General features: G+C 67.7%; 22 protein-coding genes. 12 read left to right on the forward strand and 10 right to left on the reverse strand.

Annotated elements, in window-relative coordinates:
- The first annotated feature begins 14 nt into the window (after positions 1-14).
- Positions 15-575: a cytochrome b gene (locus tag QM782_RS07620; RefSeq protein ID WP_415202312.1), complete on the forward strand. Its 561-nt coding sequence runs from the start codon at positions 15-17 to the stop codon at positions 573-575.
- A 4-nt stretch (positions 576-579) separates the two neighbouring features.
- Here QM782_RS07620 and QM782_RS07625 read toward each other — a convergent pair whose 3' ends face one another.
- The 5 genes from QM782_RS07625 to QM782_RS07645 form a co-directional block, all read right to left on the reverse strand.
- Positions 580-1,344, reverse strand: a complete 765-nt coding sequence (locus QM782_RS07625) for a class II glutamine amidotransferase (protein ID WP_415202313.1) — start codon at positions 1,342-1,344, stop codon at positions 580-582.
- A 2-nt stretch (positions 1,345-1,346) separates the two neighbouring features.
- Entirely contained in the window at positions 1,347-2,696 is a 1,350-nt protein-coding gene (locus tag QM782_RS07630) for an MFS transporter (protein WP_415205611.1), read from the reverse strand.
- A gap of 103 nt (positions 2,697-2,799) precedes the next feature.
- Positions 2,800-2,988, reverse strand: a complete 189-nt coding sequence (locus QM782_RS07635) for a 4-oxalocrotonate tautomerase (RefSeq protein WP_415202314.1) — start codon at positions 2,986-2,988, stop codon at positions 2,800-2,802.
- 36 nt (positions 2,989-3,024) lie between these two features.
- Positions 3,025-3,240, reverse strand: coding sequence for a cysteine-rich CWC family protein (locus QM782_RS07640; RefSeq protein WP_415202315.1), 216 nt, complete (start codon positions 3,238-3,240; stop codon positions 3,025-3,027).
- Positions 3,241-3,247: 7 nt separating this feature from the next.
- Positions 3,248-4,381 (reverse strand): AI-2E family transporter, encoded by a 1,134-nt coding sequence (locus QM782_RS07645; RefSeq protein WP_415202316.1) that lies wholly within the window; start codon positions 4,379-4,381, stop codon positions 3,248-3,250.
- A gap of 300 nt (positions 4,382-4,681) precedes the next feature.
- Between QM782_RS07645 and QM782_RS07650 the strand changes: the two genes are divergently transcribed.
- Genes QM782_RS07650 through QM782_RS07680 form a run of 7 tightly spaced genes read left to right on the forward strand, consistent with a single transcriptional unit; the run spans position 4,682 to position 15,959 of the window.
- Positions 4,682-7,477: an SNF2-related protein gene (locus QM782_RS07650; protein ID WP_415205612.1), complete on the forward strand. Its 2,796-nt coding sequence runs from the start codon at positions 4,682-4,684 to the stop codon at positions 7,475-7,477.
- The gene (locus QM782_RS07655) at positions 7,477-9,222 is read left to right on the forward strand and encodes an AIPR family protein (protein WP_415202317.1); all 1,746 of its coding nucleotides are present in this window, start codon (positions 7,477-7,479) and stop codon (positions 9,220-9,222) included. The genes QM782_RS07650 and QM782_RS07655 overlap by 1 nt, the downstream gene beginning before the upstream one ends.
- Positions 9,219-10,871 (forward strand): site-specific DNA-methyltransferase, encoded by a 1,653-nt coding sequence (locus QM782_RS07660; protein WP_415202318.1) that lies wholly within the window; start codon positions 9,219-9,221, stop codon positions 10,869-10,871. Before QM782_RS07655 ends, QM782_RS07660 begins: the two co-directional genes overlap by 4 nt.
- Entirely contained in the window at positions 10,868-12,067 is a 1,200-nt protein-coding gene (locus tag QM782_RS07665; RefSeq protein WP_415202319.1) for a PDDEXK nuclease domain-containing protein, read from the forward strand. The genes QM782_RS07660 and QM782_RS07665 overlap by 4 nt, the downstream gene beginning before the upstream one ends.
- Positions 12,064-14,808, forward strand: a complete 2,745-nt coding sequence (locus QM782_RS07670; RefSeq protein WP_415202320.1) for a DEAD/DEAH box helicase family protein — start codon at positions 12,064-12,066, stop codon at positions 14,806-14,808. Before QM782_RS07665 ends, QM782_RS07670 begins: the two co-directional genes overlap by 4 nt.
- Positions 14,809-14,818: 10 nt before the next feature.
- Positions 14,819-15,307, forward strand: a complete 489-nt coding sequence (locus tag QM782_RS07675) for a hypothetical protein (protein ID WP_415202321.1) — start codon at positions 14,819-14,821, stop codon at positions 15,305-15,307.
- A 1-nt stretch (position 15,308) separates the two neighbouring features.
- Complete coding sequence (locus QM782_RS07680; RefSeq protein WP_415202322.1) at positions 15,309-15,959, forward strand: hypothetical protein; 651 nt, start codon at positions 15,309-15,311, stop codon at positions 15,957-15,959.
- 46 nt (positions 15,960-16,005) lie between these two features.
- On the opposite strand, the gene QM782_RS07685 is transcribed toward QM782_RS07680, so the two are convergent.
- Positions 16,006-18,201 carry a malate synthase G gene (locus QM782_RS07685; RefSeq protein ID WP_415202323.1) on the reverse strand — a complete coding sequence of 732 codons (2,196 nt, stop codon included), beginning with the start codon at positions 18,199-18,201 and terminating at the stop codon, positions 16,006-16,008.
- 179 nt (positions 18,202-18,380) lie between these two features.
- Here QM782_RS07685 and QM782_RS07690 point away from each other — a divergent pair, with 179 nt between their 5' ends.
- Both QM782_RS07690 and QM782_RS07695 read left to right on the forward strand, forming a co-directional pair.
- Complete coding sequence (locus QM782_RS07690; protein ID WP_415202324.1) at positions 18,381-19,532, forward strand: serine hydrolase domain-containing protein; 1,152 nt, start codon at positions 18,381-18,383, stop codon at positions 19,530-19,532.
- A gap of 32 nt (positions 19,533-19,564) precedes the next feature.
- Complete coding sequence (locus tag QM782_RS07695) at positions 19,565-20,095, forward strand: DUF3016 domain-containing protein (RefSeq protein ID WP_415202325.1); 531 nt, start codon at positions 19,565-19,567, stop codon at positions 20,093-20,095.
- 55 nt (positions 20,096-20,150) lie between these two features.
- Here QM782_RS07695 and QM782_RS07700 read toward each other — a convergent pair whose 3' ends face one another.
- Entirely contained in the window at positions 20,151-20,900 is a 750-nt protein-coding gene (locus QM782_RS07700) for an SDR family NAD(P)-dependent oxidoreductase (RefSeq protein WP_415202326.1), read from the reverse strand.
- Positions 20,901-21,130: 230 nt separating this feature from the next.
- Entirely contained in the window at positions 21,131-21,949 is an 819-nt protein-coding gene (locus tag QM782_RS07705) for a gamma-glutamyl-gamma-aminobutyrate hydrolase family protein (RefSeq protein ID WP_415202327.1), read from the reverse strand.
- A 147-nt stretch (positions 21,950-22,096) separates the two neighbouring features.
- Between QM782_RS07705 and QM782_RS07710 the strand changes: the two genes are divergently transcribed.
- A complete protein-coding gene (locus QM782_RS07710; protein ID WP_415202328.1) occupies positions 22,097-22,570 on the forward strand; it encodes an FKBP-type peptidyl-prolyl cis-trans isomerase in 474 nt (157 codons plus the stop codon).
- A gap of 55 nt (positions 22,571-22,625) precedes the next feature.
- Positions 22,626-23,888, forward strand: coding sequence for an MFS transporter (locus QM782_RS07715; RefSeq protein ID WP_415202329.1), 1,263 nt, complete (start codon positions 22,626-22,628; stop codon positions 23,886-23,888).
- Here the strand turns inward: QM782_RS07715 and QM782_RS07720 are convergent.
- Entirely contained in the window at positions 23,822-24,514 is a 693-nt protein-coding gene (locus tag QM782_RS07720; protein ID WP_415202330.1) for a response regulator transcription factor, read from the reverse strand. The genes QM782_RS07715 and QM782_RS07720 overlap by 67 nt on opposite strands.
- On the reverse strand, positions 24,511-25,926 hold the full coding sequence (locus QM782_RS07725) for a cache domain-containing protein (RefSeq protein WP_415202331.1): 1,416 nt from the start codon (positions 25,924-25,926) through the stop codon (positions 24,511-24,513). The genes QM782_RS07720 and QM782_RS07725 overlap by 4 nt, the downstream gene beginning before the upstream one ends.
- Between the last annotated feature and the right edge of the window lie 140 nt (positions 25,927-26,066).

Below are 26,066 nucleotides of genomic sequence, written 5' to 3' on the forward strand. Positions count from 1 at the left end.
TACAGTGCCGGCGCATGCACACTCCGTCCGCTTCGGTCTGGCTCGACACCCCGGGCCGCTACGGCCGCATCAGCCGCTGGCTGCACTGGGGCATGGCGCTGCTGTTCGCCTGGCAGTTCACCGGCATGGGACTGCGGCTGGCGCTGGGGCGCACGCCGCTGGTCTCGTTCTTCGTCGGCACGCATTCCAGCGTCGGCCTGCTGCTGCTCGTGCTGGTGCTGCTGCGCGGCCTGTGGGCGCTGCTGAACCGCCGGCACCGCCCGCCGCACGGCGCCGGCTGGCTGGGCCGGGCGGCCGCGCTGGGCCACGGCGCGCTGTACCTGCTGATGGTGGTGGTGCCGCTGATCGCGCTGGTGCGGGCCTACGGCTCGGGCCGCGCGCTGGTCTGGTTCAACACCGTGCCGGTGTTCGCCGCCGGGCCGAAGAACGAGGCGCTGACGGCGCCCGGCGTCCTGCACGGCCCGCTGGCCTGGGCGCTGCTGGCGCTGGTGGCCGGCCACGTGGCGATGGTCGCGCTGCACCGCTGGTGGTGGCGCGACGGGGTCGCGCAGCGCATGGTCGGCCGCGTGCGCTGAGCGGCTACGCCTGCGCGGCGCCGTCCACGAAGACCTTCAGCTCGCCGGGCGCGAACGCGGTCCAGGCCTCGTTGGTGGTCAGCGGCGTGGTCACGACCACGGCCACGCGGTCGTCCGGCGTGGTCAGGCTGGAGAAGTCCACGCTCAGGTCCTCGTCGGCCAGCTGCGCGTGCGCGAACGGGTGGCGCCGCTCGATGTAGTGCAGCAGCGTGGAGGCATGGGCCCACAGCGCCTGGCCGTTGGACAGCAGGAAGTTGAAGGTGCCGTGGCGCGCGATGCGCGGCGCCAGCTCGCGCAGCGTCAGCGTGAGCTCGGCCACGGTGGGCACGCCGGCGTGGGACTTGGCCAGTTCCTGCATCAGCCAGCAGAAGGCGCGCTCGCTGTCGGTGCTGCCGACCGGGCGGAACGCCGCGTGCAGCCGCGGGTGGAAGTCCTTCAGGTCGCCGTTGTGCGCGAACACCCAGTAGCGGCCCCACAGCTCGCGCACGAAGGGATGGCAGTTCTCCAGCGCCACCGCGCCCTGCGTGGCCTTGCGGATGTGCGAGATCACGTTGCAGCTCTTGATCGGGTAGCGGCGGATCAGCTCGGCCACCGGCGACGCGCAGGCGCCCTGGTGGTCCACGAAATGCCGCAGCCCCCGGCCCTCGAAGAAGGCGATGCCCCAGCCGTCGCCGTGGTGGTCGGTGCGACCGCCGCGCTCGGCGAAGCCGGTGAAGCTGAACACGACGTCGGTCGGCGTATTGCAGTTCATGCCCAGCAGCTGGCACATGCTCAGTTCTCCCGGGCCGGCGCGGGCCGCAGCTGCCGGGCGGCGACCATCGCCAGCGCGCACAGGCCGGCCAGCATCAGGAAGGTCTCGTCGTAGGCGGCCAGGCCCTCGCCGTGCACGGCCAGCCGCCATTCGAGCACGATGCCGCACAGGCTGATGCCGGCCGCCCCGCCCAGCATGCGCAGGAAGTTGATGGCCGACACGCCCTGCGTGACCAGGCTCTGGTCCAGCCCGCGCATCGCGCCCAGGTTCAGCGACGGCAGGATGAAGCCCAGCCCGATGCGGCCGAGCACGGCCAGCGCCACCAGCCACCAGATCGAGGTGCCTTGGCCGATCGTGACCATCAGCGCGAACGAGGCCGTCAACAGCAGCAGGCCGATGGTGACCAGCCGCGCGGCCGGCTGCCGGTCCGCCAGCCGGCCGACCCCGGCCATCACGCCGGCCAGCACCAGGCCGGCCGGCATCAGGATCGTGCCGACGTAGGCGGCCGACAGGTGCAGGCCGGCCTGCATGTAGACCGGCAGCAGGTAGGTCGAGCCGAACAGCGCCGTGCCGTAGATGAACGACACCAGGCTGCCCATGGCGTACTGCCGGTAGCGGAACAGGGCCAGCTGCAGCAGCGGCGCGCCGCCGCGCGCGGCCAGCCAGCGCTGCCACAGCAGGAAGGCGCCGAACGCCAGCACCGCGCCCGCCAGCAGCGCCGCCGCCTCCGAGGCGGCGCCCCCATGCAGCTGCACCATGCCGTTGAGCAGGCACAGCGTGCCGGCCGTGCCCAGCACCAGGCCGCCCCAGTCCAGCGGCACGCTGCGGTCGGCCGCGACGCCGCCGGGCGCCGTGGCCGGCACGAAGCGCCGCGCCAGGTACAGCGAGGCCAGGCAGAACGGCACCACCATGAAGAAGATCGAGCGCCAGCCGAACGCGTCCACCAGCAGGCCGCCGACGCTGGGCCCGGCGGCCGGCGCCAGCACCGCGCCCATGCCGAAGATGCCGCTGGCGCGGCCCTGCTCGCTCGGCTCGAACGCGCGCAGGATGATGATGGCCGGGATCGGCTGCAGCACGCCGGCGGCCAGCCCCTCGGCCACGCGCGCGGCCAGCACCAGCGGGTAGTGGGCCGCCAGCCCGCCCGCCACGCCGCCGACCATCAGCAGCAGCACCGCGCCGTTGCAGGTGCGCCGGTAGCCGAAGCGCGCCAGCAGCCAGGGCGTGGCCAGCATCGAGCTGGTCATCGCCACCATGAAGCCCGAGCTGACCCAGGTCGCGCGCGAGGGCGTGAGCAAGAAGTGGCGGCTCATGTCCGGCACGGCCACGTTGACGATGGTCGAGGACATGATGGAAGCCATGGTGCCGACCATGACCGACAGCAGCAGCAGCCAGCGGTAGCGCGGCCCGTAGCGGGCCTGCAGCTCGGACAGGGTGGCGGGGTGGCTCAAGGCGGGACGGTCCGTGCGGGGGCGTTCACTTCTTCTCGGACCACAGCTGGCCGCCGGTGGCCCAGTTCTCGCGCTGGATGTCGGTGATGATCACGTCGACGGACTCGGGCGAGCCGCCGAGCACTTCGACCGACACGCGCGTGATCTCCGCCACGAGCTTCTTCTTTTGCTCCAGCGTGCGGCCTTCCATCATCTCGACGTGGTAGGTGGGCATGGGGTTTCTCCGTTCGGTTGAGGGCAGCCGCGGATATTAGCCTTGCGCGCAGCGCGGGCACAGGCAGGCCAGGCCCCGCCGCTCGGCCGGCAGCCGCGCCAGCGCCGCCGGGGCGACCGGCGTGCGCATGCACCAGCAGTCGGCCGCGCGGGCGGCCGGCGCGCCGGCCGCCATCGCGCAGGTGTTGAGTGCGCCGCACAGCGGGCAGCGCGCCGGATCGACCGGCGGCAGCGGGGCGGGCGCGGCAGGCATGCCGACCTCAGGGCGCGTCGGAGGGCGGGAGCTCGGCGCGCGGCGCCGCCGTCGCCTCGGCCAGCGCATTGGCCTGGGCCTGCTCGGTCGCGAAGATGTCCCAGACCGCGATGAACATCGCCGCCACCAGCGGCCCGATCACGAAGCCGTTGAGCCCGAACAGCGCCATGCCGCCCAGCGTGCTGATCAGCACCACGTAGTCGGGCATCTTGGTGTCCTTGCCGACCAGGACCGGGCGCAGCACGTTGTCCACCAGCCCGATCACCAGCACGCCGTAGGCGGCCAGGCCCACGCCCTTGGCCACCGCGCCGGTGGCCAGCAGGTAGATCGCCACCGGCCCCCAGACCAGGCCGGCGCCCACGGCCGGCAGCAGCGACAGGAAGGCCATCAGCACGCCCCACAGCACCGGCGCATGCACGCCCAGCGCCCAGAACGCCAGGCCGCCGAGCGCGCCCTGCACCGCCGCCACGGCGATGTTGCCCTTGACCGTGGCGCGGATCACGGTCGTGAACTTGCTGGACAGGCTGCGCAGGTAGACCGCGTTCAGCGGGATCGCCTCGCGCATGCGGCGCGACAGCCGCGCACCGTCGCGCAGCAGGAAGAACAGCAGGTACAGCATGATGAAGAAGCTGACCACGAAGTCGAAGGTGTTCTGCCCGATGTCCAGCACACGCTGCGCGATGCGCTGGCCGCCCTGCTGCAGCGCCTCGACCACGCGCTGCTGCACGCCGGTGAAGCTGTCCAGGCCGGAGCGCTGCATCAGCTGCGTCAGCCATTCGGGCATCGCCGCGTAGATCTGGTGCGCATAGGTCGTGAAATCGAGCTGGCCGTCGCGCACGCGCGCGTAGAGCGCGGAGATCTCCTGCACCAGCGAGCTGGCGATCATGGCCAGCGGCAGGATCACCAGCAGCACGATCAGGACCAGCGTGGCCAGCGCCGCCAGCGTGGGCCGCGCGCCGACGCGCGCCAGGATGCGCCGGTACAGCGGCGCGAACACGATGGCCAGCACCGCCCCCCAGAACACCGCGCCGTAGAACGGCAGCAGGATCCAGCCGAAGGCCAGCGTGACGCCCGCCACGAGCAGCAGGAAGGATTTGGTCTCCAGCGCGGACTGCTGGGGCGGCTGGGGCAGGTCGGGCATGGTCGCGGGCCGGAGCGGAGGTGGAAGAGCATCGTATCGGCAAACGGCGCCGCGCCAGACGCCATCCGCCGCTTCCGCGGGTCGGACGGAACGCCGTCCGCATTGCCTTCCGGGCTTTCCCTGGTCGGGCCGCCGGGGCCGTGTACAAGAGGGCCGGCTGGTCATCAGCTGGCCGACGTTGCGCACAGACATCAGCAGTTCACACTCATATCATCCCCGCCATCACCTGAGTGAATCATCTTGTCCAGCCCCTACACCCGCTACCAGACGCAGTATTTCGCCTGGCTCCTGTCCAGACAGATGGCAGGCGACTCGGCGGAGTTGCTGGCGTCCACCCTGGTCGATGCCCAGGTGGACCTGAATCCCCACCAGGTCGACGCGGCCCTCTTCGCATTTCGCAGCCCGTTGTCCAAAGGCGTCATCCTGGCCGACGAGGTGGGCCTGGGCAAAACCATCGAAGCGGGGTTGGTCATTGCTCAGCGCTGGGCCGAGCGCAAACGACGCATCCTCATCATCGTCCCTGCCAATCTGCGTAAGCAGTGGCACCAAGAACTGCGGGACAAGTTCGGCCTGCGAGCTGCCGTGCTGGAGGCCAAAAGCTACCGCCAACTGCGCAAGGAGGGTCTTGCACTGCCCTTCGATCAGAGCGGCAGCATCCTGATCTGCTCCTACCAGTTCGCGAAATCCAAGGCCGACGACTTGCAACGCGTGCCGTGGGATCTGGTGGTCATGGACGAAGCGCACCGCCTGCGCAATGTCTACAAGCCCGGCAATGTGATCGGCAAAGCGCTCAAGGAAGCGCTGACCCATGCACCCAAGGTGCTGTTGACGGCCACGCCTTTACAGAACACCTTGCTGGAGCTGTACGGCTTGGTGAGCCTGGTAGACGAGCGCGTGTTTGGCGACCTGACCAGTTTCAGGGATCAGTTCAGCGCCCTCGGGCAAGCGGACACGCTGGCCAAGCTGCGTATGCGGCTGGCCACGGTCTGCCAGCGCACCTTGCGCCGCCAAGTGCAGCCCTACATCTCCTACACGCGGCGCATTCCGCTGGTGCAGGAGTTCACGCCCTCACTAGACGAACAAGCCTTGCACGGCATGGTGGCCGACTACCTGCGCCGCGACAGCAGTCACGCCTTGCCCACCGGACAGCGGCAATTGATCTCGTTGGTACTGTGGAAGTTGCTGGCCTCCAGCAGCCATGCCATTGCCGGCGCCCTGGGCACCATGGCGGAGCGCTTGGAAGGCAAGCTGCGCGGTCGACAAGAGGCAGACCTTGCCGACACGCTAGACGAGGACTACGAGGCGCTGGACGAAACCGAGGAGGATTGGAACGAGCCCGAAGCTGCCGCCCCCGAGGCACTGAAGGTCAGCCTGGCGGAAGAAGCCGCGGAATTGCGTACCTTCCAGAATCAGGCGGTGACCATCCGCGACAACGCCAAGGGCCAGGCACTGCTGCTGGCGCTGGGCCGCGCCTTCGGCGAACTTCGTAACATGGGCGCCCAGCAGAAGGCACTGATCTTCACCGAGTCCAAGCGTACCCAGGCCTACTTGCTTGAACTTCTGGAGCAAAGCGACTACGCAGGCCAGACGGTACTGTTCAATGGCACCAACACCGGCGAGCAGGCCACCGCGATCTACCAGGCCTGGTTGCAGCGCCACGCTGGCACCGACCGCATCACCGGCTCGCGCACGGCAGACACGCGGGCCGCACTGGTGGAACATTTCCGCGACACTGCACGCATCATGGTTGCCACCGAAGCCGGCGCCGAAGGCATCAACCTGCAGTTCTGCTCGCTGGTCATCAACTACGACTTGCCCTGGAACCCCCAGCGCATCGAGCAACGCATTGGCCGTTGCCACCGCTACGGCCAGAAGCACGACGTGGTGGTGGTCAACTTCATCGACCGCAGCAATGCTGCGGACCGGCGTGTGTATGAGCTGCTGGATCAGAAGTTCCAGTTGTTCGATGGCGTATTCGGCGCCAGCGACGAGGTGCTGGGCGCCATCGGCAGCGGCGTGGATTTCGAGCGCCGCATTGCCGAGATCTACAAGAGCTGCCGCACCCCAGAGGAGATCGAACGCTCGTTCCAGCAATTGCAGCAAGACATGTCGGGCGAGATCAATGCCGCCATGCTCAAGACCCGGCAGTTGCTGTTGGAGAACTTCGACGAGGCCGTGCAGGCCAAGCTCAAGGTCCGCCAAGCCGAAAGCGCCAGCGCGCGCAGCCGCTACGAAAAACTGCTGATCGACCTGACGCAGACCGAATTGGAGGGCCAGGCGACGTTCGATGAACACGGTTTCGTGCTGCCCCGAACGCCTCCGTTGCTGTCCGAATCTGATGTCCCTGCGGGGCGCTACGAACTGCCGCGCCGCAGCGGCGACGCTCATTTGTATCGCACCGGTCATCCGCTGGCCCAGGCATTGATTGACCAAGCCCGCCGTCGCAAATTGCCTGTAGCCAGGCTGCGCTTCGACTACCAGGCTTACGGCACCAAGGTTTCGACGCTGGAGACCTTGCGTAATCAACATGGCTGGCTGGCGCTGTGTGTCCTGACCTACGAGGCCCTCGGCACCGTGGAAGAGCATCTGCTGCTGGCAGCCGTGGACGCCGATGGCGCAGCACTCCATCAGGAGGATGCCGAAAAGCTACTGCACCTGCCATCTCAGCTACTAGATGAGGCGGCATCCGGTGATCCGCCACCGGCGCTGGAGAATGGCCTGGCAGTGCAGGAAGGCAAGTGCATCCAGTCCGTCAACACGCGTAATCTCGGCTACTTCGAGGCCGAGGTACAAAAGCTCGATGACTGGGCCGACGACCTCAAGGTCGGCCTAGAGAATTCGCTCAAGGAACTGGACCGCGAGATCCGGGACGTGCGACGCACCGCCAGCGTGGCGCCCACGCTGGACGAAAAGCTGCATTGGCAGAAGCGCCAACGTGAGCTGGAAGAACAGCGCAGCAAGCTGCGGCGGCAGATGTTCGAGCGGCAGGACGAGATCGACGAGCGACGCAGCCGGCTGATCGAGGAACTGGAAGGGCGGCTGGCGAGCACGGTGCAGCGCCACAGCATCTTCGTCATCCAATGGGAGCTTGTCTGATGGTCACCGGTCCCCGATCGCTGGAAATCCAGCAGTTGGAGAACTTCCTCAAGCAGGAATTTGCAGGAGCCATCGACGGGATGGGTCATGGGAAGGACAAGGAACGCAATTTCCTGTCCAAGACCGTCGCTGCCTTCTTCCTGATGCTTCAAGCGGGTGCCAGCAAGGCCGATGCCATTGCCGCGAGCATCGATGGCGGGGGCGATCACGGCATCGATTCGGTGTACGTCAGCCCCACCAATGTGCTGTGGCTGGTGCAGTCCAAGTACATCCACGAGGGAGTGGGGGAGCCATCACTTGGCGAGGCCAGCCTCTTTCGCGATGGCGTGCGTGACTTCGTAGCAGGACGTTTCGAGCGTTTCAACCAGGCGCTGAAAGCCAAGCTGCCGCAGATACGACGTGCAATGGACGGACCGCATCAAATGGTCTTTGCTTTGGTCTACACCGGCACCTCGATAGACGACACCCGCCGCACGATGTTTGGTGACTTGGAAGGTGCCATCAACGCCGTTCAGCCCAAGCGTGCCCAGTTCCGCTGGTTCGGCTTGTCCGGTTTCCACGAAGCGTTGATCCGCCAGCATGGCGAGCCGGAAATCAACGACGTCGAATTGGAACTGCATCACTACGGCATGACGCAAGGCGCGGCGCGTGTGTGCTACGGCACCCTGCGCGTCAGGGACTTGGCCAGGCTCTATCAAGACCACGCGCATGCGCTGGTTCGCGCCAACATTCGTCGTTACAAGGGCTCCTCCGAAGTCAATGCAGGCATGACGCAAACCCTGCGCACGCAGGCCGACCATTTCTTCTGCTTCAACAACGGCGTGACTTTCCTTTGTCGAAGCATCACGGCCGTCGGCACGCTGGACGACCGGCGCAATCACGGACGCTTCCGGCTCAATGGCGTGTCGATCATCAACGGCGCGCAGACGGCTGGCACCGTGGCGCAGGAACCACTGGCGCACTATGACGAGCACCCCGCCGATGTGTTGGCCACGGTCATCGAGTTGCCTGGTGATGACGGCGCCTTTGCCGACGCCGTCACGGAGTACCGCAACAGCCAGAACGCGGTGCGGCCGCAGGACTTCGTCGCGCTGGACGACAACCAGGAGTATTGGCGCAAGAGCCTGATGGCCCACGGCGTGACCTACATCTACAAGCCCAGCGAGGCGGATGCGCAGGCCACAGCCCCCATGTTCACCGTCGAGGAAGCCGCCGGATTCTGTGCGGCGCGCGACCTGCGCAGCCTGGAATGGGTGCTTCACCACCCGGAGCGACTCTGGGACCGACACCACGATGTGGGCGGCCAGCCGCCACAGGCGAACGTGCCCTTCACCTCGGCCTACAAGAGTCTGTTTCACGACACGCTGTCCTGCCGCAAGCTATGGCGCCTGGTGCAGATCGGGCGGCAAGTGCAGCAGACGATCCAGCAGGATGCCGACGCCATGGCCGAAGCGGAACCCTTGAAAGCAGAGGAAGCGCGCGCCTCTTCCTGGCTGGTCACGCATCTCGTGTTCGTCCGCTTGCATGCTTTGCATGATGGCGAAACACTGAACCTCACGCAGGCCGAGGCCCTGCGCATTTCGCAGGAAGTCGACGCCGTGCGCGCCGCGCTCGCAGCGGTCTATTCGGCGGAGAGAATCCCGGATGCAGAGCCCTCGGTTTCATTTACCGACATGGCCTGCCTGAGCCGGCTGAAAAACGCCACCATGGCCCGCCTGGCCGCGCAGAACAACGTACCCGCATGACATTGCAGAAACTCGAACTCACCTGGATCGGCAAGGACCAGCGTCCGCGCCTGGAGCCGCGCATCCTGCTCGAAGACCCGAAGCGCAGCTACCACGCCAGCCAGCGCGTGACCGACAAGGACATCTTCGACAACCGGCTGATCAAGGGCGACAACCTGCTGGCGCTCAAGGCGCTGGAGGCGGAGTTCGCGGGGAAGGTCAAGTGTGTGTTCATTGACCCACCCTACAACACGGGCAGTGCGTTCACGCACTACGACGATGGGCTGGAGCACTCCATTTGGCTGGGGCTGATGCGGGATCGGCTAGAGATCATTCGGCGCTTGTTGTCGGAGGATGGGTCGTTGTGGATCACGATTGATGACAACGAGGCTCACTATCTCAAGGTCTTGTGTGACGAGATCTTTGGGCGCTCTAATTTTGTGGCGTCATGCGTGTGGGAGAAGGACAAAGGCGGACGTGGGGATGCGGATGTTTCGTTGTCGCATGACTATGTCCTGTTGTATGCGCGTGATCGAGATATTTGGTCCAAAGTTCGAAATCTCCTGCCTCGAACGGAAGTTCAGTTGGGACGCTTCCGAAATCCAGACAATGATCCGCGAGGACCTTGGCGCCAGGGTGATGATGGAACGGCAAAGAGTGGTAGCGAAAAACAGCGATTCCCTGTGACTCTTCCGTCCGGCCGAACCGTCACACCTCCCCCAGGTCGGTATTGGGCATTTTCTGCGGAGACGCTAGCTGAAGCTCGTTCTGAGGGGCGAGCTTACTTTGGCGGTGACGGAGACAGGTTGCCAATCATCAAAAGATATTTAACTGATGTTCGAGATGGCGTAGCCCCTCGAACGTGGTGGTCTGCTGATGAAGTCGGCACGAACCAAGGAGCTAAGCGTGATCACCTGAATAAGCTGCTGACGGGCATCGAGCCTTTTGGTACTCCGAAACCCGAAGGACTTATCAATCGAATCCTTCATATTGCAACTAACCCCGGTGACCTAGTCCTCGACTCCTTCGCCGGCTCCGGCACCACTGGCGCCGTCGCCCACAAGATGGGCCGCCGCTGGATCATGGTCGAATTGGGCGAGCACTGCCACACGCACATCGTTCCACGGTTGAAGAAGGTCATCGACGGCCAAGACCCGGGTGGCGTGACCCACGCCACCGGTTGGCAGGGCGGCGGCGGCTTCCGCTATTACGAGTTGGCGCCCACGCTGCTCGCCGCCGACCGCTGGGGCAATCTGGTCATCAATCCCACCTACGACGCCAGCATGCTGGCGGCCGCTATGTGCAAGCTCGAAGGCTTCACCTATGCCCCTTCGGAAACGCTCTGGTGGCAGCAGGGCCGCAGCAGTGAGCGCGATTTCATCTACGTGACTACGCAGACGCTGAGTGCCGAGCAATTGGACGCGCTGAGTGAAGAGGTGGGCGCGGAGCGCAGTCTGCTGGTGTGCTGTGGTGCCTGGCGCGGTGCGACGGCGGCGCAGGCGGCCGAGCGCTGGCCCAATCTCACGGTCAAGAAGATCCCCAAGATGGTGAAGGACCGCTGCGAATGGGGTCGCGACGACTACAGCCTCAACGTCGCCAACCTGCCGATGGCGCAGGCCAAACCGCCGGAACCCCGGCAGGACGATCTGTTCGGCGAGGCCGATGCATGACAACCCGGCCACCGCCGAAGGACTTGCTGGCGCGCATTCGGCAGATCTGGGAGTCAGCCCGCACGCAGGCCGCGCGCTCGGTCAACACGGCCCACGTATGTGCCAACTGGCTGATCGGGCAGCAGATCGTGGAAGCCGAGCAGGGCGGCGCGCGGCGCGCGGGCTACGGCCAGGCACTGCTGGCTTCGCTGTCGGAGCGGCTGTCGCAGGACTACGGCGAGGGATTTTCGGTCTCGGCGCTGAAGTACATGCGCCTGTTCTATCTGGGCTACCCGGAATTGCTGGCCAAGCGTCACGCACTGCGTGACCTTTCCAACGGGGCCCCTGCGATTCGTCACGCAGTGCGTGACGAATCGGATGGCGGCACGGGCTGGCGCCCGGGCGAATTGCACACAGGCCTGTCGTGGACGCACTATCGAGCTTTGCTTAAGGTGGAGCGCCGCGAGGCGCGTGACTTCTACGAAATGGAGGCCAGCCGCAGCGCCTGGTCGGCCCGCCAACTGGAGCGGCAGATCGACAGCCTACTGTTCGAACGCCTGGCCAAGAGCCGCGACAAGCAGGGTGTGCTAGCGCTGGCGCGCGAAGGCCAGGTGCTGGCGCGTCCGCAGGACGTGATCAAGGACCCCTATGTGCTGGAGTTCTTAGACCTGCCGGAGTCGCATCGCCTGGTGGAAACGCGCATCGAAGAGGCGCTGATCAACCAGTTGCAGGCCTTTCTACTGGAGCTGGGCAGTGGCTTCGCCTTCGTGGGACGGCAACAACGGCTGACGCTGGAGGGTGACCACTTCTATCCCGATCTGCTCTTCTATCACGTCAAGCTCAAGTGCTATGTGGTGATCGACCTCAAGGTGGGCAAGCTGAACCACGGCGATCTGGGGCAGATGCTGCTGTACGTCAACTACTACGACCGCGAAGTCGCCACCGCGAGCGACAACCCGACCATTGGGCTGGTGCTGTGCAGTGAAAAGAACGATGCCGTCGTACGGTACGTGCTGGCCGAAAAGCATGCGCAGGTCTTTGCCAGCCGCTACCAGCTTGCATTGCCCAGCGAGGCGGACCTGCGCGCGGAAATCCAGCGCGAGTTGGAGCAACTGGCACAGATTGACCAGGCCTCCGTTATTCCCGCGCGCAGACGCGCCCCCGCCGCCATCAAGAAGACCGCCCGTGCCGCCAAGGCCCAAAGGACGCCTGAATGAGCCAACGAGAAGTCCACGCCATCAACGGGCGCCTGAGCCTGCGCGCGCCGCAAGCCGAATCGTTGTCGAGACTGGCGCGTGCTATCGAGACCTGCCCCGACATCCTGAAACGCACGCGCAACGCGGACGACGTGGCGGCCATGCCAGCCCAGCTGCGCGCGCTGTTCCCGCAGTTGCAGGATTTCGAACGCGAATTTCCGTCGCTGTGCTTCGCACTGGCTACCGGAGTGGGCAAGACGCGGCTGATGGGCGCCTTCATCACCTACCTGTACACGGCACACAAGATCAAGCACTTCTTCGTACTGGCACCCAACCTGACCATCTACGACAAGCTGATCGCGGACTTCACCCCCAACACGCACAAGTACGTGTTCAAGGGCGTGGCGGAATTCGCAGCCTATCCGCCGGAGATCATCACGGGCGACAACTACGAGGAACGTGCCCAGGCGCTCGGCGACCTTCTGTCGCCCGTGACCATCAATATCTTCAACATCGCCAAGATCACGTCGGAAGTGCGCGGCGGCAAGGCGCCACGCATCAAGCGGCTGAGCGAGTACATCGGCCAGAGCTACTTCGACTACCTGGCAGGCCTGCCGGACTTGGTGCTGCTAATGGACGAGTCGCACCGCTACCGTGCGGCCGCAGGCATGCGCGCCATCAACGACCTGCAGCCGCTACTGGGGCTGGAGCTGACGGCCACGCCTTTCGTGGAAACCACCAAGGGGCCGATGCCGTTCAGAAACGTGGTGATGCACTATCCGCTGGCCCAAGCGCTGGACGATGGTTTCGTCAAGGATCCCTACGTCGTGACCCAGCGCAACTTCGACGCGAAGAGCGTACCGCCCGAAGAACTAGAGCGGATCAAGCTGCGCGATGGTGTGCGCATGCACGAGCTGACGAAGGTGGAACTCAAGACCTATGCGCGGACGCAGAGCGTGAAAGAGGTCAAGCCCTTCATGCTGGTGATCGCGCGCGACACCACGCACGCGGCGGCGCTTCAGGGGCATATGCAGTCGCCCGAGTTCTTCGCCGGCCGCTACGTTGGCAAGGTCATTCAGGTCGACAGCAGTAAAACCGGCGCCGAGGAAGAAGCCATGGTGCGCAAGCTGCTGGCCGTGGAAAGCGTGGACGAGGCCACCGAGATCGTGGTGCACGTGAACATGCTCAAGGAAGGCTGGGACGTGACCAACCTTTACACCATCGTGCCGCTGCGCGCAGCCAACGCGCGAACGCTGGTGGAGCAATCCATCGGCCGCGGGCTACGGCTGCCTTATGGCAAGCGTGTGGGCGTCGTCGCGGTGGACCGGCTGAGCATCATCGCGCACGACCGGTTCCAGGAAATCGTCGACGATGCGCGCCGGGCGGATTCGCCGCTCAAGCTCAAGACCTTCGAGCTGCCGCCTCCCGGTGCGCAGGACGACAGCCGCACCCAGAGCGTGACTGTTCAGCCGAATTTGACGGCCAGCCTGGGCATTGGGGCAACCATTGACGGCCCGAGCACCGAGCCGGTGCCCAGCACTGCTGCCAGCGGCATTGCAAAGGCCCAGACGGTGCCCTCACCCATCTTCACGACACAGCAGGAACGGCAAGCGGCGCTGGCCGTGATGGAGGTACTGGCTACTTACGAGGTCAGACCTTCACAGGCGCCTTCGCGTCAGGCGCTGCTGAGTGAGGAACTGCAGGCACAAATCACCGAGGCCGTGCGTGAGAAGCTGCCTCCGACGCAGATGCCGTTGACCATGGGCGAAGACGCTGCACCGGAGCTGGACCTAGCCGCCGTCGTGCGGCGCGCAACCGAAGTCGTGGTGCAGCAGACCATTGATATTCCGCGCATCGTGGTGGTCCCGACAGGCGAAGTCGGAGGGGGCTTCGAGCCGTTCACGCTGGATCTGCATGGCGTGCATCCGCAACCCAAGGATCGCTCGCTGGTGGCCCAGTCTCTACACACGCACGACCAGCAAATTCTGGGAGCGCAGCGGGACAGCACGGAACGGCGGGCCGAGGACTATATCGTCCATGCGCTGATCGACAAGGACGATATCGACTACAACACCCAGGCCAGCCTGCTTTACGACCTAGCTGGGCAGATGGTGGCGCATCTGCGCGGCTACCTCTCGAACGAGGAGGAGGTGCGTAACGTGCTGACGCAGGAGCGCAGAGCGCTGGCCGAAAACATCTATGCGCAGATGCAGGCACACTACTGCCCAACCGCCACCAACTACACGGTAGATGTACGCCGGGGCTTCACTACGCTGAAGGCGCCCACCTTCACAATCGGCGCGGGCCAGACGTTGCGCGACTACCGACAAACAGTCGACGAGCCCAGCCGCATCAAGCAGATGGTGTTCGGCTACTTCGGCAAGTGCTTGTTTCCGATGCAGAAGTTCGATTCGGACACCGAACGCCGCTTTGCCGTCATCCTGGAGCGGGATGCCGAGAAGTGGTTCAAGCCGGCGAAGGGCCAGTTCCAGATCTTCTACAAGCTGGGAGTGGAACAGCCGGAATACGTGCCAGACTTTGTCGTCGAGACCGCACATCTGCTGCTCATGTGCGAGACCAAAGCACGCAAGGATCTTGCGACGGATGAGGTCAACGCCAAGGCCGAGGCCGGCGCCCTTTGGTGCCAACGCGCGAGCAGTGCCGGAGCTACTGGCAAACCCTGGAAGTACCTGCTAATTCCTCACGAGCAGGTAACGGAAGACAAAGCGCTCGACACCTTCTTGCAGTTCGCCCGCCAGTAGTCGAGGCCATATGCCGTCTGATGATGACTTTTCCCCCACCAGGCTGATGACATCCGCCGAACTCGGCAAAGCAAGGCGCTTGCTGAACAAGCTGGACCGACACCGAGAACGTGTGCAGCGCGATGACGCGCTGCCTTCTTCGGAGCGCAAGGGATATGAATTCTACCGGGATGCGCGTAAAGCCATCGACCGCGAGTTCGATGCATTAGCCTCCACCGTATTGGCTAGGGAACTCGGGCTGGAGCGCTATATGGTCATCCATACCATCAGAAGCGGTGGGCACGAGAAACTCATGCAGCTGCTGTCCATGGGCTTCCAAGATGACCGATGGAGCCGCCTCTCGCGTTGGATGTGGTCGCTCCACGGGCGCCGCTTGCGCAAAGACGGAACGATCGGTGACAAGCCTGATTGGACGTGCATCGGCACGGGCCTCATTTCACGCAGACAATTGGATGGCGGGTGGACCCATTTGTGCTGGCGACCAGCAAAGGACTGCTGACGTGCATCTGCGATCCGGCGAACTAATGTTTGGCGTTGCTCCAACCATCCTGATCGACTGCGCGCGACAACTCCATCGACTTGCCGGCCAACCTTTCACGTTGGACGACTTTTGCATGGCTCTCGGTGCACCGATACGTGAGGCAAAACCAGTTCTGGCGCAGATGATCTCTGAGGGATTCATCTCAACGCAGGCAACCTCTTCCAGCGTTTACCTCGCGACTCCGAAGCTGGGGCAACTGGCACTCTCCAACATCTCGGAAGGACTGCCACGCGCGCAGGCTGATGCCCTGCTGACGCGAATCCTTGATCAAGCCGAATCGGTGAATGCGGATCCACTGAAACATCGATGTGAGGTGGTGAGGATCGTCGTGTTTGGTTCGTACCTCACTGAAAAGGAAGTTTTGGGCGATCTGGATATCGGGGTCGAGTTGAAAGAGCTACCTAGACAGCATGAGCAGGACTGGAACAGCAGATACAGGGATCTCCTGCGGGGCTTGGCAACGCCAGCTTCAAAGGTCAAATCTTTGCTCCGGCTACGCAAGCCCAAGCAGATCAGCATCCACGATCTCGCAGAGGTCCTTCGGCTTGGCACGCCGTATCGGCTCGTGTTCGGCGAACAGCTGGATTCCACGCACGCCTCGCCTCCATAGAAAACGGCGCCCGCAGGCGCCGCTTCGTGAAGCGCGGGAACGCAGCTCAGCCCGCCTTGACCTTCAGCCGCCAGGCGTGCAGCAGCGGCTCGGTGTAGCCGCTGGGCTGCTCCTTGCCCTTGAACACCAGGTCCAGCGCGGCCTGGAACGCGGCGCCCTGCGGGTTGGCCACCAGGCTCTTGTACAGCGGGTCGCCGGCGTTCTGCTGGTCCACCACGGCGGCCATGCGGGCGAAGGTCTCGCGCACCTGGGCCTCGGTCACCACGCCGTGCTGCAGCCAGTTGGCCATGTGCTGGCTGCTGATGCGCAGCGTGGCGCGGTCTTCCATCAGGCCGACGTCGTGGATGTCGGGCACCTTGGAGCAGCCCACGCCCTGGTCGACCCAGCGCACCACGTAGCCGAGGATGCCCTGGGCGTTGTTGTCCAGCTCCTGCTGCTTGTCGGCGTCCGACCAGTCGGCCTTGGGCGCCACCGGCACCGTCAGCAGGCCGGTCAGCAGCGCGTCGCGCTCGGCCGCCACGTCGGTCTTCTCCAGTTCCTTCTGCACCGCGGCCACGTCGACCTGGTGGTAGTGCAGCGCGTGCAGCGTGGCGGCCGTGGGGCTGGGCACCCAGGCGGTGTTGGCGCCGGCCTTGGGGTGGCCGATCTTCTGCTCCAGCATCGCGGCCATCAGGTCGGGCATGGCCCACATGCCCTTGCCGATCTGCGCCTTGCCGCGCAGGCCGGCGGCCAGGCCGACCAGCACGTTGTTCTTCTCGTAGGCGGTGATCCAGGGCGTGGTCTTCATCGCGCCCTTGCGCAGCATCGGGCCGGCGTACATGGCGGTGTGCATCTCGTCGCCGGTGCGGTCCAGGAAGCCGGTGTTGATGAAGGCCACGCGGCTGGCGGCGGCGGCGATGCAGGCCGCCAGGTTCACGCTGGTGCGACGCTCCTCGTCCATGATGCCGAGCTTGACGGTGCTGTCCGGCAGGCCCAGCAGCTGCTCGACGCGGCCGAACAGCTCGCTGGCGAAGGCCACCTCGGCCGGGCCGTGCATCTTGGGCTTGACGATGTAGACCGAGCCGGTGCGCGAGTTGCGCACGGTCTGGCCGGCACGCGGCTTCAGGTCGTGCAGCGCGATGGTGGTGGTGACGACGGCGTCCATGATCCCTTCGGGGATCTCCTTGGTCGAGCCGTCGGCGGCCGTGTACAGGATGGCCGGGTTGGTCATCAGGTGGCCGACGTTGCGCACGAACATCAGCGAGCGGCCGTGCAGCGTGACGGGCCGGCCGTCGGCGCCGGTGTACTGGCGGTCCGGGTTCAGGCCGCGCGTGAAGGTCTTGCCGCCCTTGCTGACCTGCTCGGTCAGCGTGCCCTGCAGGATGCCCAGCCAGTTGGCATAGCCCAGCAGCTTGTCGTCGGCGTCGACGGCGGCGACCGAGTCTTCCAGGTCCAGGATGGTGGACAGCGCGGACTCCAGCACCACGTCGCTGACGCCGGCGGCGTCGCCCTTGCCGATGGCCGTGCTGCGGTCGATGCGGATGTCGATGTGGATGCCGTGGTGCTGGAGCAGCACCGAGGACGGCGCGGCGGCGTCGCCCTGGTAGCCGACGAACTGCGCGGGGTCCTTCAGGCCGGTCGTGCCGGCGGCGGTCTGCACCACCAGCTGGCCGCCTTCGACGCGGTAACCGGTCGCATCCCGGTGCGAGCCGCTGGCCAGCGGCGCGGCCTCGTCGAGGAAGCGGCGCGCGAAGGCGATGACCTGGGCGCCGCGCACCGGGTTGTAGCCGCTGCCCTTCTCGGCGCCACCGCTCTCGGGGATGGCGTCGGTGCCGTACAGCGCGTCGTACAGCGAGCCCCAGCGCGCATTGGCCGCGTTCAGCGCATAGCGCGCGTTCAGGATCGGCACCACCAACTGCGGGCCGGCCTGGGTGGCCAGCTCGGCATCGACGTTGGCGGTGGTGGCCTGCACGCCGGCCGGCACCGGCACCAGGTAGCCGATCTTCTCCAGGAAGGCGCGGTAGGCCGGCAGGTCCTGGATCGGGCCGGGATGGGCCTTGTGCCAGCCGTCCAGCTCGGCCTGCAGGCGGTCGCGCTCGGCCAGCAGCGCGATGTTACTGGGCGCCAGGTCGCCGACGATGGCGTCGAAGCCCTTCCAGAAGGCGGCGGGTTCGACGCCGGTGCCGGGCAGCACCTGGTCTTCGATGAAACGGGCCAGGTTGGTCGCGACCTGGAGGCGGTGGTAGGTGGTGCGTTCGGTCATGGCGGGTCTTTCGAGGTCTGGATGCGAAAGACGGACTTTAGAGGACACTGGCCCTGCGATTGCGCACTGCAGCAGCGGGGCATCTGTGACCTGGATGATGGTAATGAAGGCACATTCGGTTGCAAACCCTTCGCCACACAGCGCAATACTCCCGACATCGGACCGCCAGGACACGCGCCATGCCCCTTCTGAACGCTGCCGCACTGAACCGCCTGAACCGCGTGCTGGACCAGCACGTCGAAGCCGGCCTGCTGCCCGGCGCCGTGGTGCTGGTGGGCGCCGGCGGGCAGGTCGCGCACCAGGCCGCCTGCGGCCGGCTGGACCCGGCCGGCACCCGGGCGATGCCGATGGACGCGATCTTCCGCATCTACTCGATGACCAAGCCCATCGTCTCGCTGGCCGCGCTGATGCTGGCCGAGCAGGGCCGCCTGTCGCTGGCCGATCCGGTGGCCCGCCACCTGCCGGTGTTCGCCGACCTGCAGGTCGGCATGCCGCAGCAGGGCGGGACGCTGGCGCTGGCGCCGATGCGCCGCCCGCCCACGGTGCACGACCTGCTGCGCCACACGGCCGGCTTCACCTACGAGTTCCTGGGCGACCACCCGGTGCAGCGCCAGTACCAGGCCGCCGACCTGGCCGACCGCCGCCGCGGCAGCGCCGCGTTCTGCGCCGCGCTGGCGCGGCTGCCGCTGCTGGCCCAGCCCGGCAGCGCCTGGCACTACAGCCGCGCAACCGACGTGCTGGGCGCGCTGCTGGAGGTGGTGGCCGGAGAGCCGCTGGGAACGCTGCTGCAGCGGCTGATCCTGGGCCCGCTGGGCATGGCGGACACTGGCTTCGCCGTGCCGCCGGCGCAGCAGCACCGCATCGCCGAGCCGTTCGCGCGCTGCCCCGAGAGCGGCCGGGCCGTCACGGTGATGGACGCGCGCACCGCACCGGCCTTCGAATCCGGCGGCGGTGGGCTGCTGTCCACCGCGGCGGACTACCTGCGCTTCCTGCAGCTGCTGCGCGACCAGGGCCGCTTCGAGGGCCAGCGCCTGGTCTCGCGCAAAACCATCGAATGGATGACGGCCGACCACCTGGGCGGCATCCCCGCGCCCGGCGACCTGCTGCCGCCCGGCCACGGCTTCGGCCTGGGCGTGGCGGTGCGCACGGCCGCGGGCCTGGGCCCGCAGCCCGGCTCGCCGGGCATGTACTTCTGGAGCGGCATCGGCGGCACCTTCTTCTTCGTCGACCCCGCCGAGGATCTGTTCGCGCTGCTGCTGGCGCAGGCGCCGAACCAGCGCGTCTTCCTGCGCAACCTGTTCCGCCACCTGGTCTATGCGGCCGTCGAATGAAGAAGGCCGCGCTGAAGAGAAAGGAGCACGCCATGTCCCGCCGATTCCCCGCGCGCCCCGCGCTGCTGCTGGCCGCCGCCCTGCTCGCGGCCTGCGCCTCCGCGCCGCCGCCCGCCGGTGCGCCGCCCGGCGCCGTCAGCGTCAGCTGGGGCGACCCGGCCCGGTTCACCGAAGCGCGCGAGAACCCGCGCGACACGCCCGCCGCGCGCGAGGCCTGGCTCAGCGACCTCGGCCGCCACCTGGCCGAGCGCGCGGCCGCCGTGCTGCCGCCGGACGAGAAGCTGGACGTGCGCTTCACCGACGTCCGCCGCGCCGGCGGCTTCGAGCCCTGGCGCGGCCCGCAGGCGGCCGACGTGCGCATCGTACGCGACATCTACCCGCCGCGCATCGTGCTGGAATTCCAGCGCCGGGCCGCCGACGGCCGCGTGCTGGCCAGCGGCCAGCGCACGCTGCGCGACGCCGCCTTCCTGATGCGGCCGAACGCGTATCCGGACGACCCGCTGGGGTACGAGAAGATGCTGCTGGACGACTGGGTGCGGCAGGAGTTCGGGGCGCGGCGCTGACGCGGGACCGCAGGGCGCGGCGCCATCGCCTGCCCGGGCCCCGCCGCGCCACGGATCAGCCGTAGCGCCCGCCGCTCACGTGCAGCACTTCGCCGCTGATGAAGCTGGCCGCCTCGGAGGCCAGGAAGGCCACGGCGTTGGCGATGTCCTGCGGCTGGCCGGCGCGCTTGACCGGCTGCGCCTGCACCGCGCGCTCCTTGATCACCTCGTAGGTCGGCAGCGCCTGCACCATCTCGGTGTCGATGAAGCCCGGCGCCACGCAGTTGACGGTGACGCCGTAGCGCCCCTCCTCCATGGACAGCGCCTTGGCCATGCCGATCAGGCCGGCCTTGGCGGCCGAGTAGTTGGCCTGCGTGGGATTGCCGAAGTGCGCGCGCGAACTGATGTTGATCACGCGGCCCCAGCCCTGCTCGATCATGCGCGGCATCACGGCGCGGGTGGCCAGGAAGGCGCCCTTGAGCATGACTTCCATGACCAGGTCCCAGTCGGCCTCGGACATCTTCACGAGGTACTTGTCGCGCGGGAAGCCGGCGTTGTTGACCAGCACGTGCACGCCGCCGAAGGTGGCCACGGCTTCGTCGACCAGCGCCTGCACCTGGTCGGCCTTGGTGATGTCGGCGACCACGCAGTGCGCCTGCAGGCCGTCGGCCTTCAGCGCCGCGGTGGTGGCCTCGGCCAGCTCGCGCTGGATGTCGGTCACCACCACGCGCGCGCCCTCTTCGGCCAGCTTGCGCGCCATGGCGGCGCCCAGGCCGCGTGCCGAACCGGTCACGATGGCCACTTTGTCTTTCAGTCCCAGATCCATGGAGAGCCTCCTCAAGAGAGAGTGAATGCGTCGAAAGGGGTGCGGCCGCGCCAGCGCGGGACAGGCGACGGCCGCATGGATGCCCGGCCCGGCCGGCGGGCGGACACCGGGTGCAGACCGATGGACTGTAGCCGCTGCCGCGCCCGCTGCGCGAACCGTGGCGACGGCACGGCCACCGGCGGGCAGGCACGCTCCCGTCCGCGGATTCCGGCGCCGCACCGGCCCGCCGGTCACGGATCCGCCGCGGCGGCGCGCACCGCCGCCACCGCGTCCAGGAAGTCCTGCAGGATCGGTGCGTCGTCGATGGTGTCCGAGCCGGGCCGGTGGAACTCCGGGTGCCACTGCACGGCGGCGACGTAGCCGCCGGCCGCGGCCTTGCGGCGGACCGCCTCGACGATGCCGTCGCTCACGCTGAAGGCCTCGGCCTCGAAATCCGCGGCCAGGCGCTTGATGGCCTGGTGGTGGATGCTGTTGACGCGCGCGCGCTCCACGCCGGGGTACAGCCGCGACAGCCGCGTGCCCTGGCGAATCTCGATGCGGTGGTAGTTCAGGTCGTAGGCGACCGGGTCGCGGTGCACGAAGGCGCCGGGCACCTGGGTGCCGATGTCCTGGTACAGCGTGCCGCCGAAGGCCACGTTCAGCAGCTGCAGCCCGCGGCAGACGCCGAAGATCGGCTTGCCCGCGGCCTCGAAGGCGGCCACCAGGGCCAGGTCGTACGCGTCGCGGATGCGGTCGCCGATCCAGTTCTCGTGCAGCGGCTCCTCGCCGTAGCTGCCGGGCCAGACGTCGGAGCCGCCGTGCATGACCAGGCCGTCCAGCCAGTGCGCGTAGTGCTCGTAGGTCACGTCGCCGCGCTGCGTGCTGCCGGTCGGGCACGGCACCATGACGACCATCGCGCCGGTGGACATCAGCCAGTGGGCGATGGACTGCTCGACGTACTGCAGCGTCTTGCCGGTGAACAGCGAGCGCGTCGGATCCGCATGCGAGAAGCAGGCGGACAGGCCGATCTTGAGCCGGCTGTGCGCGGCGGCCGCGGGAATCCGCTTCATGCGAGGCCTTTCAGCGCCGGGGATCCGCTCCCAGCACGTGCTGCATTTGAACATCCGCCGCGAGCGGCGGGCATGCCGGCGGGGCCCCGCGGGCGCCGGCGCTCTTGGCCGACAATCGCGCCCCGTTTCCACCCGACCCGCATCCGCATGAAGATCAGCAAAGACACCGCCGTCACCCTGCACTACAGCGTGGCCGAGGCCAGCGGCAAGCCGCTGGCCGGCCGCGAGACCACGGACTACCTGCACGGCGGCTACGGCAACACGCTGCCGCGCATCGAGGCCGCGCTGGAGGGCCGGGAGGCGGGCTACCGCTGCACGCTGGAGCTGGCGCCGCAGGACGCCTTCGGCCCGCGCGACGAGAGCCTGGCGACGACGATCTCCAAGCGCGACTTCCCGCCCGGCGTGAAGGTCGGCGGCCAGCTGCGCGGCCGCACCGACGACGGCCATGAGCGCGTCTTCACGGTGCTGAAGATCAAGGGCGACCAGGTGCTGCTGGACGCCAACCACCCCTGGGCCGGCAAGGCGCTGAAGTTCACGCTGCAGGTCGGCGCCGTGCGCGCCGCCACGGCCGAGGAGATCACCCACGGCCACGTGCACGGCGGGCACGGGCACCACCACTGACCCGGCCACCCGGCAGCGGCCGCGGCGCCGGCCGGGTACGTTCGCCCGCCACACCATGACCACGCGCACCGCGCTTTCTCCCCGGGCCGCCTGGCCCATGCTGCTGGCGCTGACGGCGGCCTTCGCGATGAGCCAGGCGTTCCGCACGGTCGCGGCGATCCTGGCGCCGCCGCTGCAGGCCGAGTTCGGCCTGTCGCCCGAGCAGCTGGGGCGGTTCGCCGCGAGCTTCCATTTCGCGTTCGGCGCGCTGCAGCTGTTCGTCGGCATCGGCATGGACCTGCACGGCCTGCGCCGCACGGTGCTGGCGGCTTTCCCGCTGGCCGTCGCCGGCGCGGCGCTGTCGTCGGTGGCCACGGGCAGCGGCACGCTGGTGGCCGGCCAGCTGCTGATCGGCGTGGGCTGCGCGCCGGCCTTCCTGGCCTGCACGCTGTTCATCGCGCAGAACTTCCCGGCGCAGCGCTTCGCGATGCTGTCGGGCCTGATCATCATGCTCGGCGGCGTCGGCATGCTGGCCACCGGCACGCCGCTGGCCTGGCTGATCGAGGCGCGCGGCTGGCGCGCCGGCATGGCGGTGCTGGCGGCGTGCTCGCTGGCGGCCTGGCTGCTGGTGTGGTGGAAGGTGCCGTACCAGCCGCCGGCGGGCGGCACGGCCGGCGCGCCGCGCGAATCGCCGGGCCAGGCGCTGCGCGGCTTCGGCGCGCTGTTCCTGCTGCCGCACACCTGGGGCATCGTGCTGATGTCGTCGGTGAACTACGCCGCGTTCCTGACGCTGCGCGGCCTGTGGCTGGGCCCGATGCTGGCCGAGCGCCACGGCCTGTCGCTGCTGGCCAGCGGCCACGTGGCGCTGGTGGTGTCGGTCGTGTCGCTGGTCAGCCCGCCGCTGTTCGGGCGCTTCGACCCGCCGGACACGCGCCGGCGCCGCCAGCGCATCGCGCGCTGCACCTTCCTGACCGCCGGCCTGTTCGCGGCGATGGCGCTGCTGCGCGGCCTGGCGGCGGACGTGGCGCTGGCGCTGGCCGTGGCGGCCGTGTCGGGCTACATGGTGCTGCAGTACGCCGACGTGCGCGCCGCCTACCCGCCGGCCATGATCGGGCGCGCGCTGTCGGTGTTCACGATGGCGATGTTCATGGGCGTGGCGCTGATGCAGTGGGCCACCGGCTGGGTCGCCGCGCGCGCGGCCGGCTGGGGCGTGGAGCCGTACACGGCCGTGCTGCTGGCGATCGCCGGCGCGCTGCTGGTGGGCGCGCTGGGCTACCGGTGGCTGCCGCAGCCGGCCAGCGCCGCCGATGCGGCGGAGGCCGCGCCCAGGTCGGCATAGGCCACCGCGTAGCGCACCAGCGCCGCCTGGCCGTCGATGCGCAGCTTGCGGCGCAGGTGCAGGCGGTGCGTCTCCACGGTGCGCACGGAGGCGCCCAGCGCGTCGGCGATCTCCTTGTTGGAGCAGCCGTCGGCCAGCAGCGAGAGCACCGCCGCCTCCTTGGGCGTCAGGTGGCCCCAGGCGCGCGTGACCGGCGGCGGCGCCGGCTCGGCGGGTAGCGGCAGGCCGGGGCTGAAGTAGCGCCCGCCCGCGTGCACGGCCTCGATCGCCTCGACCAGGTGCTGGCCCGGACCGTCCTTCAGCACGTAGCCGCGCACGCCGCCGAGGATGGCGCGGCGCACGTACTCCGCGTCGCGGTGCATCGACAGCACCATCAGCTTGAGGTCGGGGAAGCGCTCGCGGAACAGGCCGGCCAGTTGGATGCCGCTGGCATCGGGCATGCGGATGTCGGTGACCACGAGGTCGGGCTCGAGCGCGGCGGCCAGGGCCTCGGCCTCGCGCACGCTGCCGGCCTCGCCGACGACCTCGATGCGGCCGGTGGCGTGCAGCCGCATGCGCACGCCGTCGCGCAGCAGCGGATGGTCGTCGACGAGCAGGACGCGGACGGCGGGGCAGGGGGAGCTCATGTCAGGGGATGGGCGATGACCAGGGGAAAGGATTCGCGGGCCGGCGCCGGCGCGGCCGCGGACGGCAGCGGCAGGCGGACGTCGATGCGCGTGCCGCGGCTGCTGCTGGCGACGTGCAGGTCGCCGCCCAGGCTCTCGGCGCGCTCGCGCATGTTGCGCAGGCCGATGCCGCGCTCGCCGTCGGCGGACACGCGCCGCATGTCGAAGCCGCAGCCGTCGTCCTCGATGCTCAGCGCCACCGCGCGCCGCGTGCCGCGCAGCACCAGCTCGACCCGGCGGGCCCGGGCATGGCTGCAGCAGTTCTGCAGGGCTTCCTGCGCGATGCGGAACAGCGCCGTGCCGTGCTCGGGCGGCAGGCCGGCCGCCAGGCCGCGGCACGCGAAGCGCACCTCGAACGCGCCGCACTGCTGCATCTGGCGCGCCAGCAGTTCCAGCGCCGGCGCCAGGCCCAGGTCGTCCAGCAGCGCCGGCCGCAGGCCGTGCGAGACGCGGCGGATCTCGGCCAGCGCGCCGGCGAGCTGGTCGACGCCCTGCGCCAGCGCCGAGCGCGACGCCGGCGGCACGGCGGCATCGGCCAGCTGCAGCTGCGCGGTTTCCAGCAGGAACTTGGAGGAGGCCAGCACCTGCACCACGCCGTCGTGCAGCTCGCGCGCGACGCGCACGCGCTCCTGCTCCTGCGAATGCACCACGCGCCGCGCCAGGCGGCGCAGCTTGTCGCTGGAGACGCGGTGGTCCTTCAGGTTCAGCACCAGCCCGCCGGTCCAGATCAGCACCACGCACAGCGCGGCGATCAGGTAGATGCGCTGGCGCGTGCCCTCGATGTTGGCCTGCGCGCCGGTCTCGATGGCCCGCAGCGCCTGCTGCACGTCGTCCAGGTAGATGCCGGTGCCGATGACCCAGTCCCACTGCGGGATCGTCAGCACGTAGCCGAGCTTGGGCACCACTTCCTGCGAGCTCGGCTTGTGCCAGCTGTAGCGCACCACGCCGCCGCCGCGGCGCGCCGTGGCCAGGATGCGGTATGCCGAATCGGCGCTCTGCGGGTCGTTCGGGTCGCAGAACGCCACGCCCTTGAGCGGCAGGGTCTGCGGGTCGATCATCAGCTGCCCGTGCTGGTCGTAGACGAAGAAGTAACCGTTGTTGCCGAACTGCATGCGCTTGATCGTGTCCAGCGCCAGCCGCTTGCGCTCGTCCAGCGCACCAGGACCTTCGGCGATGCGCACCAGCGTGTTGCGCGCCAGCTCCACGTAGTGCCGGAGCTCGGCCTCCTTGCTGGTCATGAAGGCGGCCTGCACCAGCGCTTTTTCCTCGTGCGCCAGCTTGAGCGTCTGCTGCTGCATGGTGACGCTCATCAGCATCAGCGCCACGACGATGGGCACGCCGGACAGCAGCACCAGCTTCAGGCGCAGCTTCACCGGGGGACTCCGCCGCGGGAGACGGCATCAAGGTGTTTCATGGTGTCTTCCTCCAGTGCGCAATGTGCAAAGCAAACGCGGTGCCAACCAGTGATGTTTCGTTTTGAAACATGTCTGGATGGAACTCTGCGTACTACCAC

This window comes from Pseudorhodoferax sp., from assembly GCF_047601025.1.
GTDB lineage: Bacteria > Pseudomonadota > Gammaproteobacteria > Burkholderiales > Burkholderiaceae_C > Pseudorhodoferax.

Excerpts from the sequence above, each read along its gene's own strand:
- QM782_RS07620 (WP_415202312.1), top strand. The coding sequence starts at position 15 with ATGCACACTCCGTCCGCTTCGGTCTGGCTCGACACCCCGGGCCGCTAC.
- QM782_RS07625 (WP_415202313.1), bottom strand. The coding sequence starts at position 1,344 with ATGTGCCAGCTGCTGGGCATGAACTGCAATACGCCGACCGACGTCGTG.
- QM782_RS07630 (WP_415205611.1), bottom strand. The coding sequence starts at position 2,696 with ATGGTCGGCACCATGGCTTCCATCATGTCCTCGACCATCGTCAACGTG.
- QM782_RS07635 (WP_415202314.1), bottom strand. The coding sequence starts at position 2,988 with ATGCCCACCTACCACGTCGAGATGATGGAAGGCCGCACGCTGGAGCAA.
- QM782_RS07640 (WP_415202315.1), bottom strand. The coding sequence starts at position 3,240 with ATGCCTGCCGCGCCCGCCCCGCTGCCGCCGGTCGATCCGGCGCGCTGC.
- QM782_RS07645 (WP_415202316.1), bottom strand. The coding sequence starts at position 4,381 with ATGCCCGACCTGCCCCAGCCGCCCCAGCAGTCCGCGCTGGAGACCAAA.
- QM782_RS07650 (WP_415205612.1), top strand. The coding sequence starts at position 4,682 with ATGGCAGGCGACTCGGCGGAGTTGCTGGCGTCCACCCTGGTCGATGCC.
- QM782_RS07655 (WP_415202317.1), top strand. The coding sequence starts at position 7,477 with ATGGTCACCGGTCCCCGATCGCTGGAAATCCAGCAGTTGGAGAACTTC.
- QM782_RS07660 (WP_415202318.1), top strand. The coding sequence starts at position 9,219 with ATGACATTGCAGAAACTCGAACTCACCTGGATCGGCAAGGACCAGCGT.
- QM782_RS07665 (WP_415202319.1), top strand. The coding sequence starts at position 10,868 with ATGACAACCCGGCCACCGCCGAAGGACTTGCTGGCGCGCATTCGGCAG.
- QM782_RS07670 (WP_415202320.1), top strand. The coding sequence starts at position 12,064 with ATGAGCCAACGAGAAGTCCACGCCATCAACGGGCGCCTGAGCCTGCGC.
- QM782_RS07675 (WP_415202321.1), top strand. The coding sequence starts at position 14,819 with ATGCCGTCTGATGATGACTTTTCCCCCACCAGGCTGATGACATCCGCC.
- QM782_RS07685 (WP_415202323.1), bottom strand. The coding sequence starts at position 18,201 with ATGACCGAACGCACCACCTACCACCGCCTCCAGGTCGCGACCAACCTG.
- QM782_RS07690 (WP_415202324.1), top strand. The coding sequence starts at position 18,381 with ATGCCCCTTCTGAACGCTGCCGCACTGAACCGCCTGAACCGCGTGCTG.
- QM782_RS07695 (WP_415202325.1), top strand. The coding sequence starts at position 19,565 with ATGTCCCGCCGATTCCCCGCGCGCCCCGCGCTGCTGCTGGCCGCCGCC.
- QM782_RS07700 (WP_415202326.1), bottom strand. The coding sequence starts at position 20,900 with ATGGATCTGGGACTGAAAGACAAAGTGGCCATCGTGACCGGTTCGGCA.
- QM782_RS07705 (WP_415202327.1), bottom strand. The coding sequence starts at position 21,949 with ATGAAGCGGATTCCCGCGGCCGCCGCGCACAGCCGGCTCAAGATCGGC.
- QM782_RS07710 (WP_415202328.1), top strand. The coding sequence starts at position 22,097 with ATGAAGATCAGCAAAGACACCGCCGTCACCCTGCACTACAGCGTGGCC.
- QM782_RS07715 (WP_415202329.1), top strand. The coding sequence starts at position 22,626 with ATGACCACGCGCACCGCGCTTTCTCCCCGGGCCGCCTGGCCCATGCTG.
- QM782_RS07720 (WP_415202330.1), bottom strand. The coding sequence starts at position 24,514 with ATGAGCTCCCCCTGCCCCGCCGTCCGCGTCCTGCTCGTCGACGACCAT.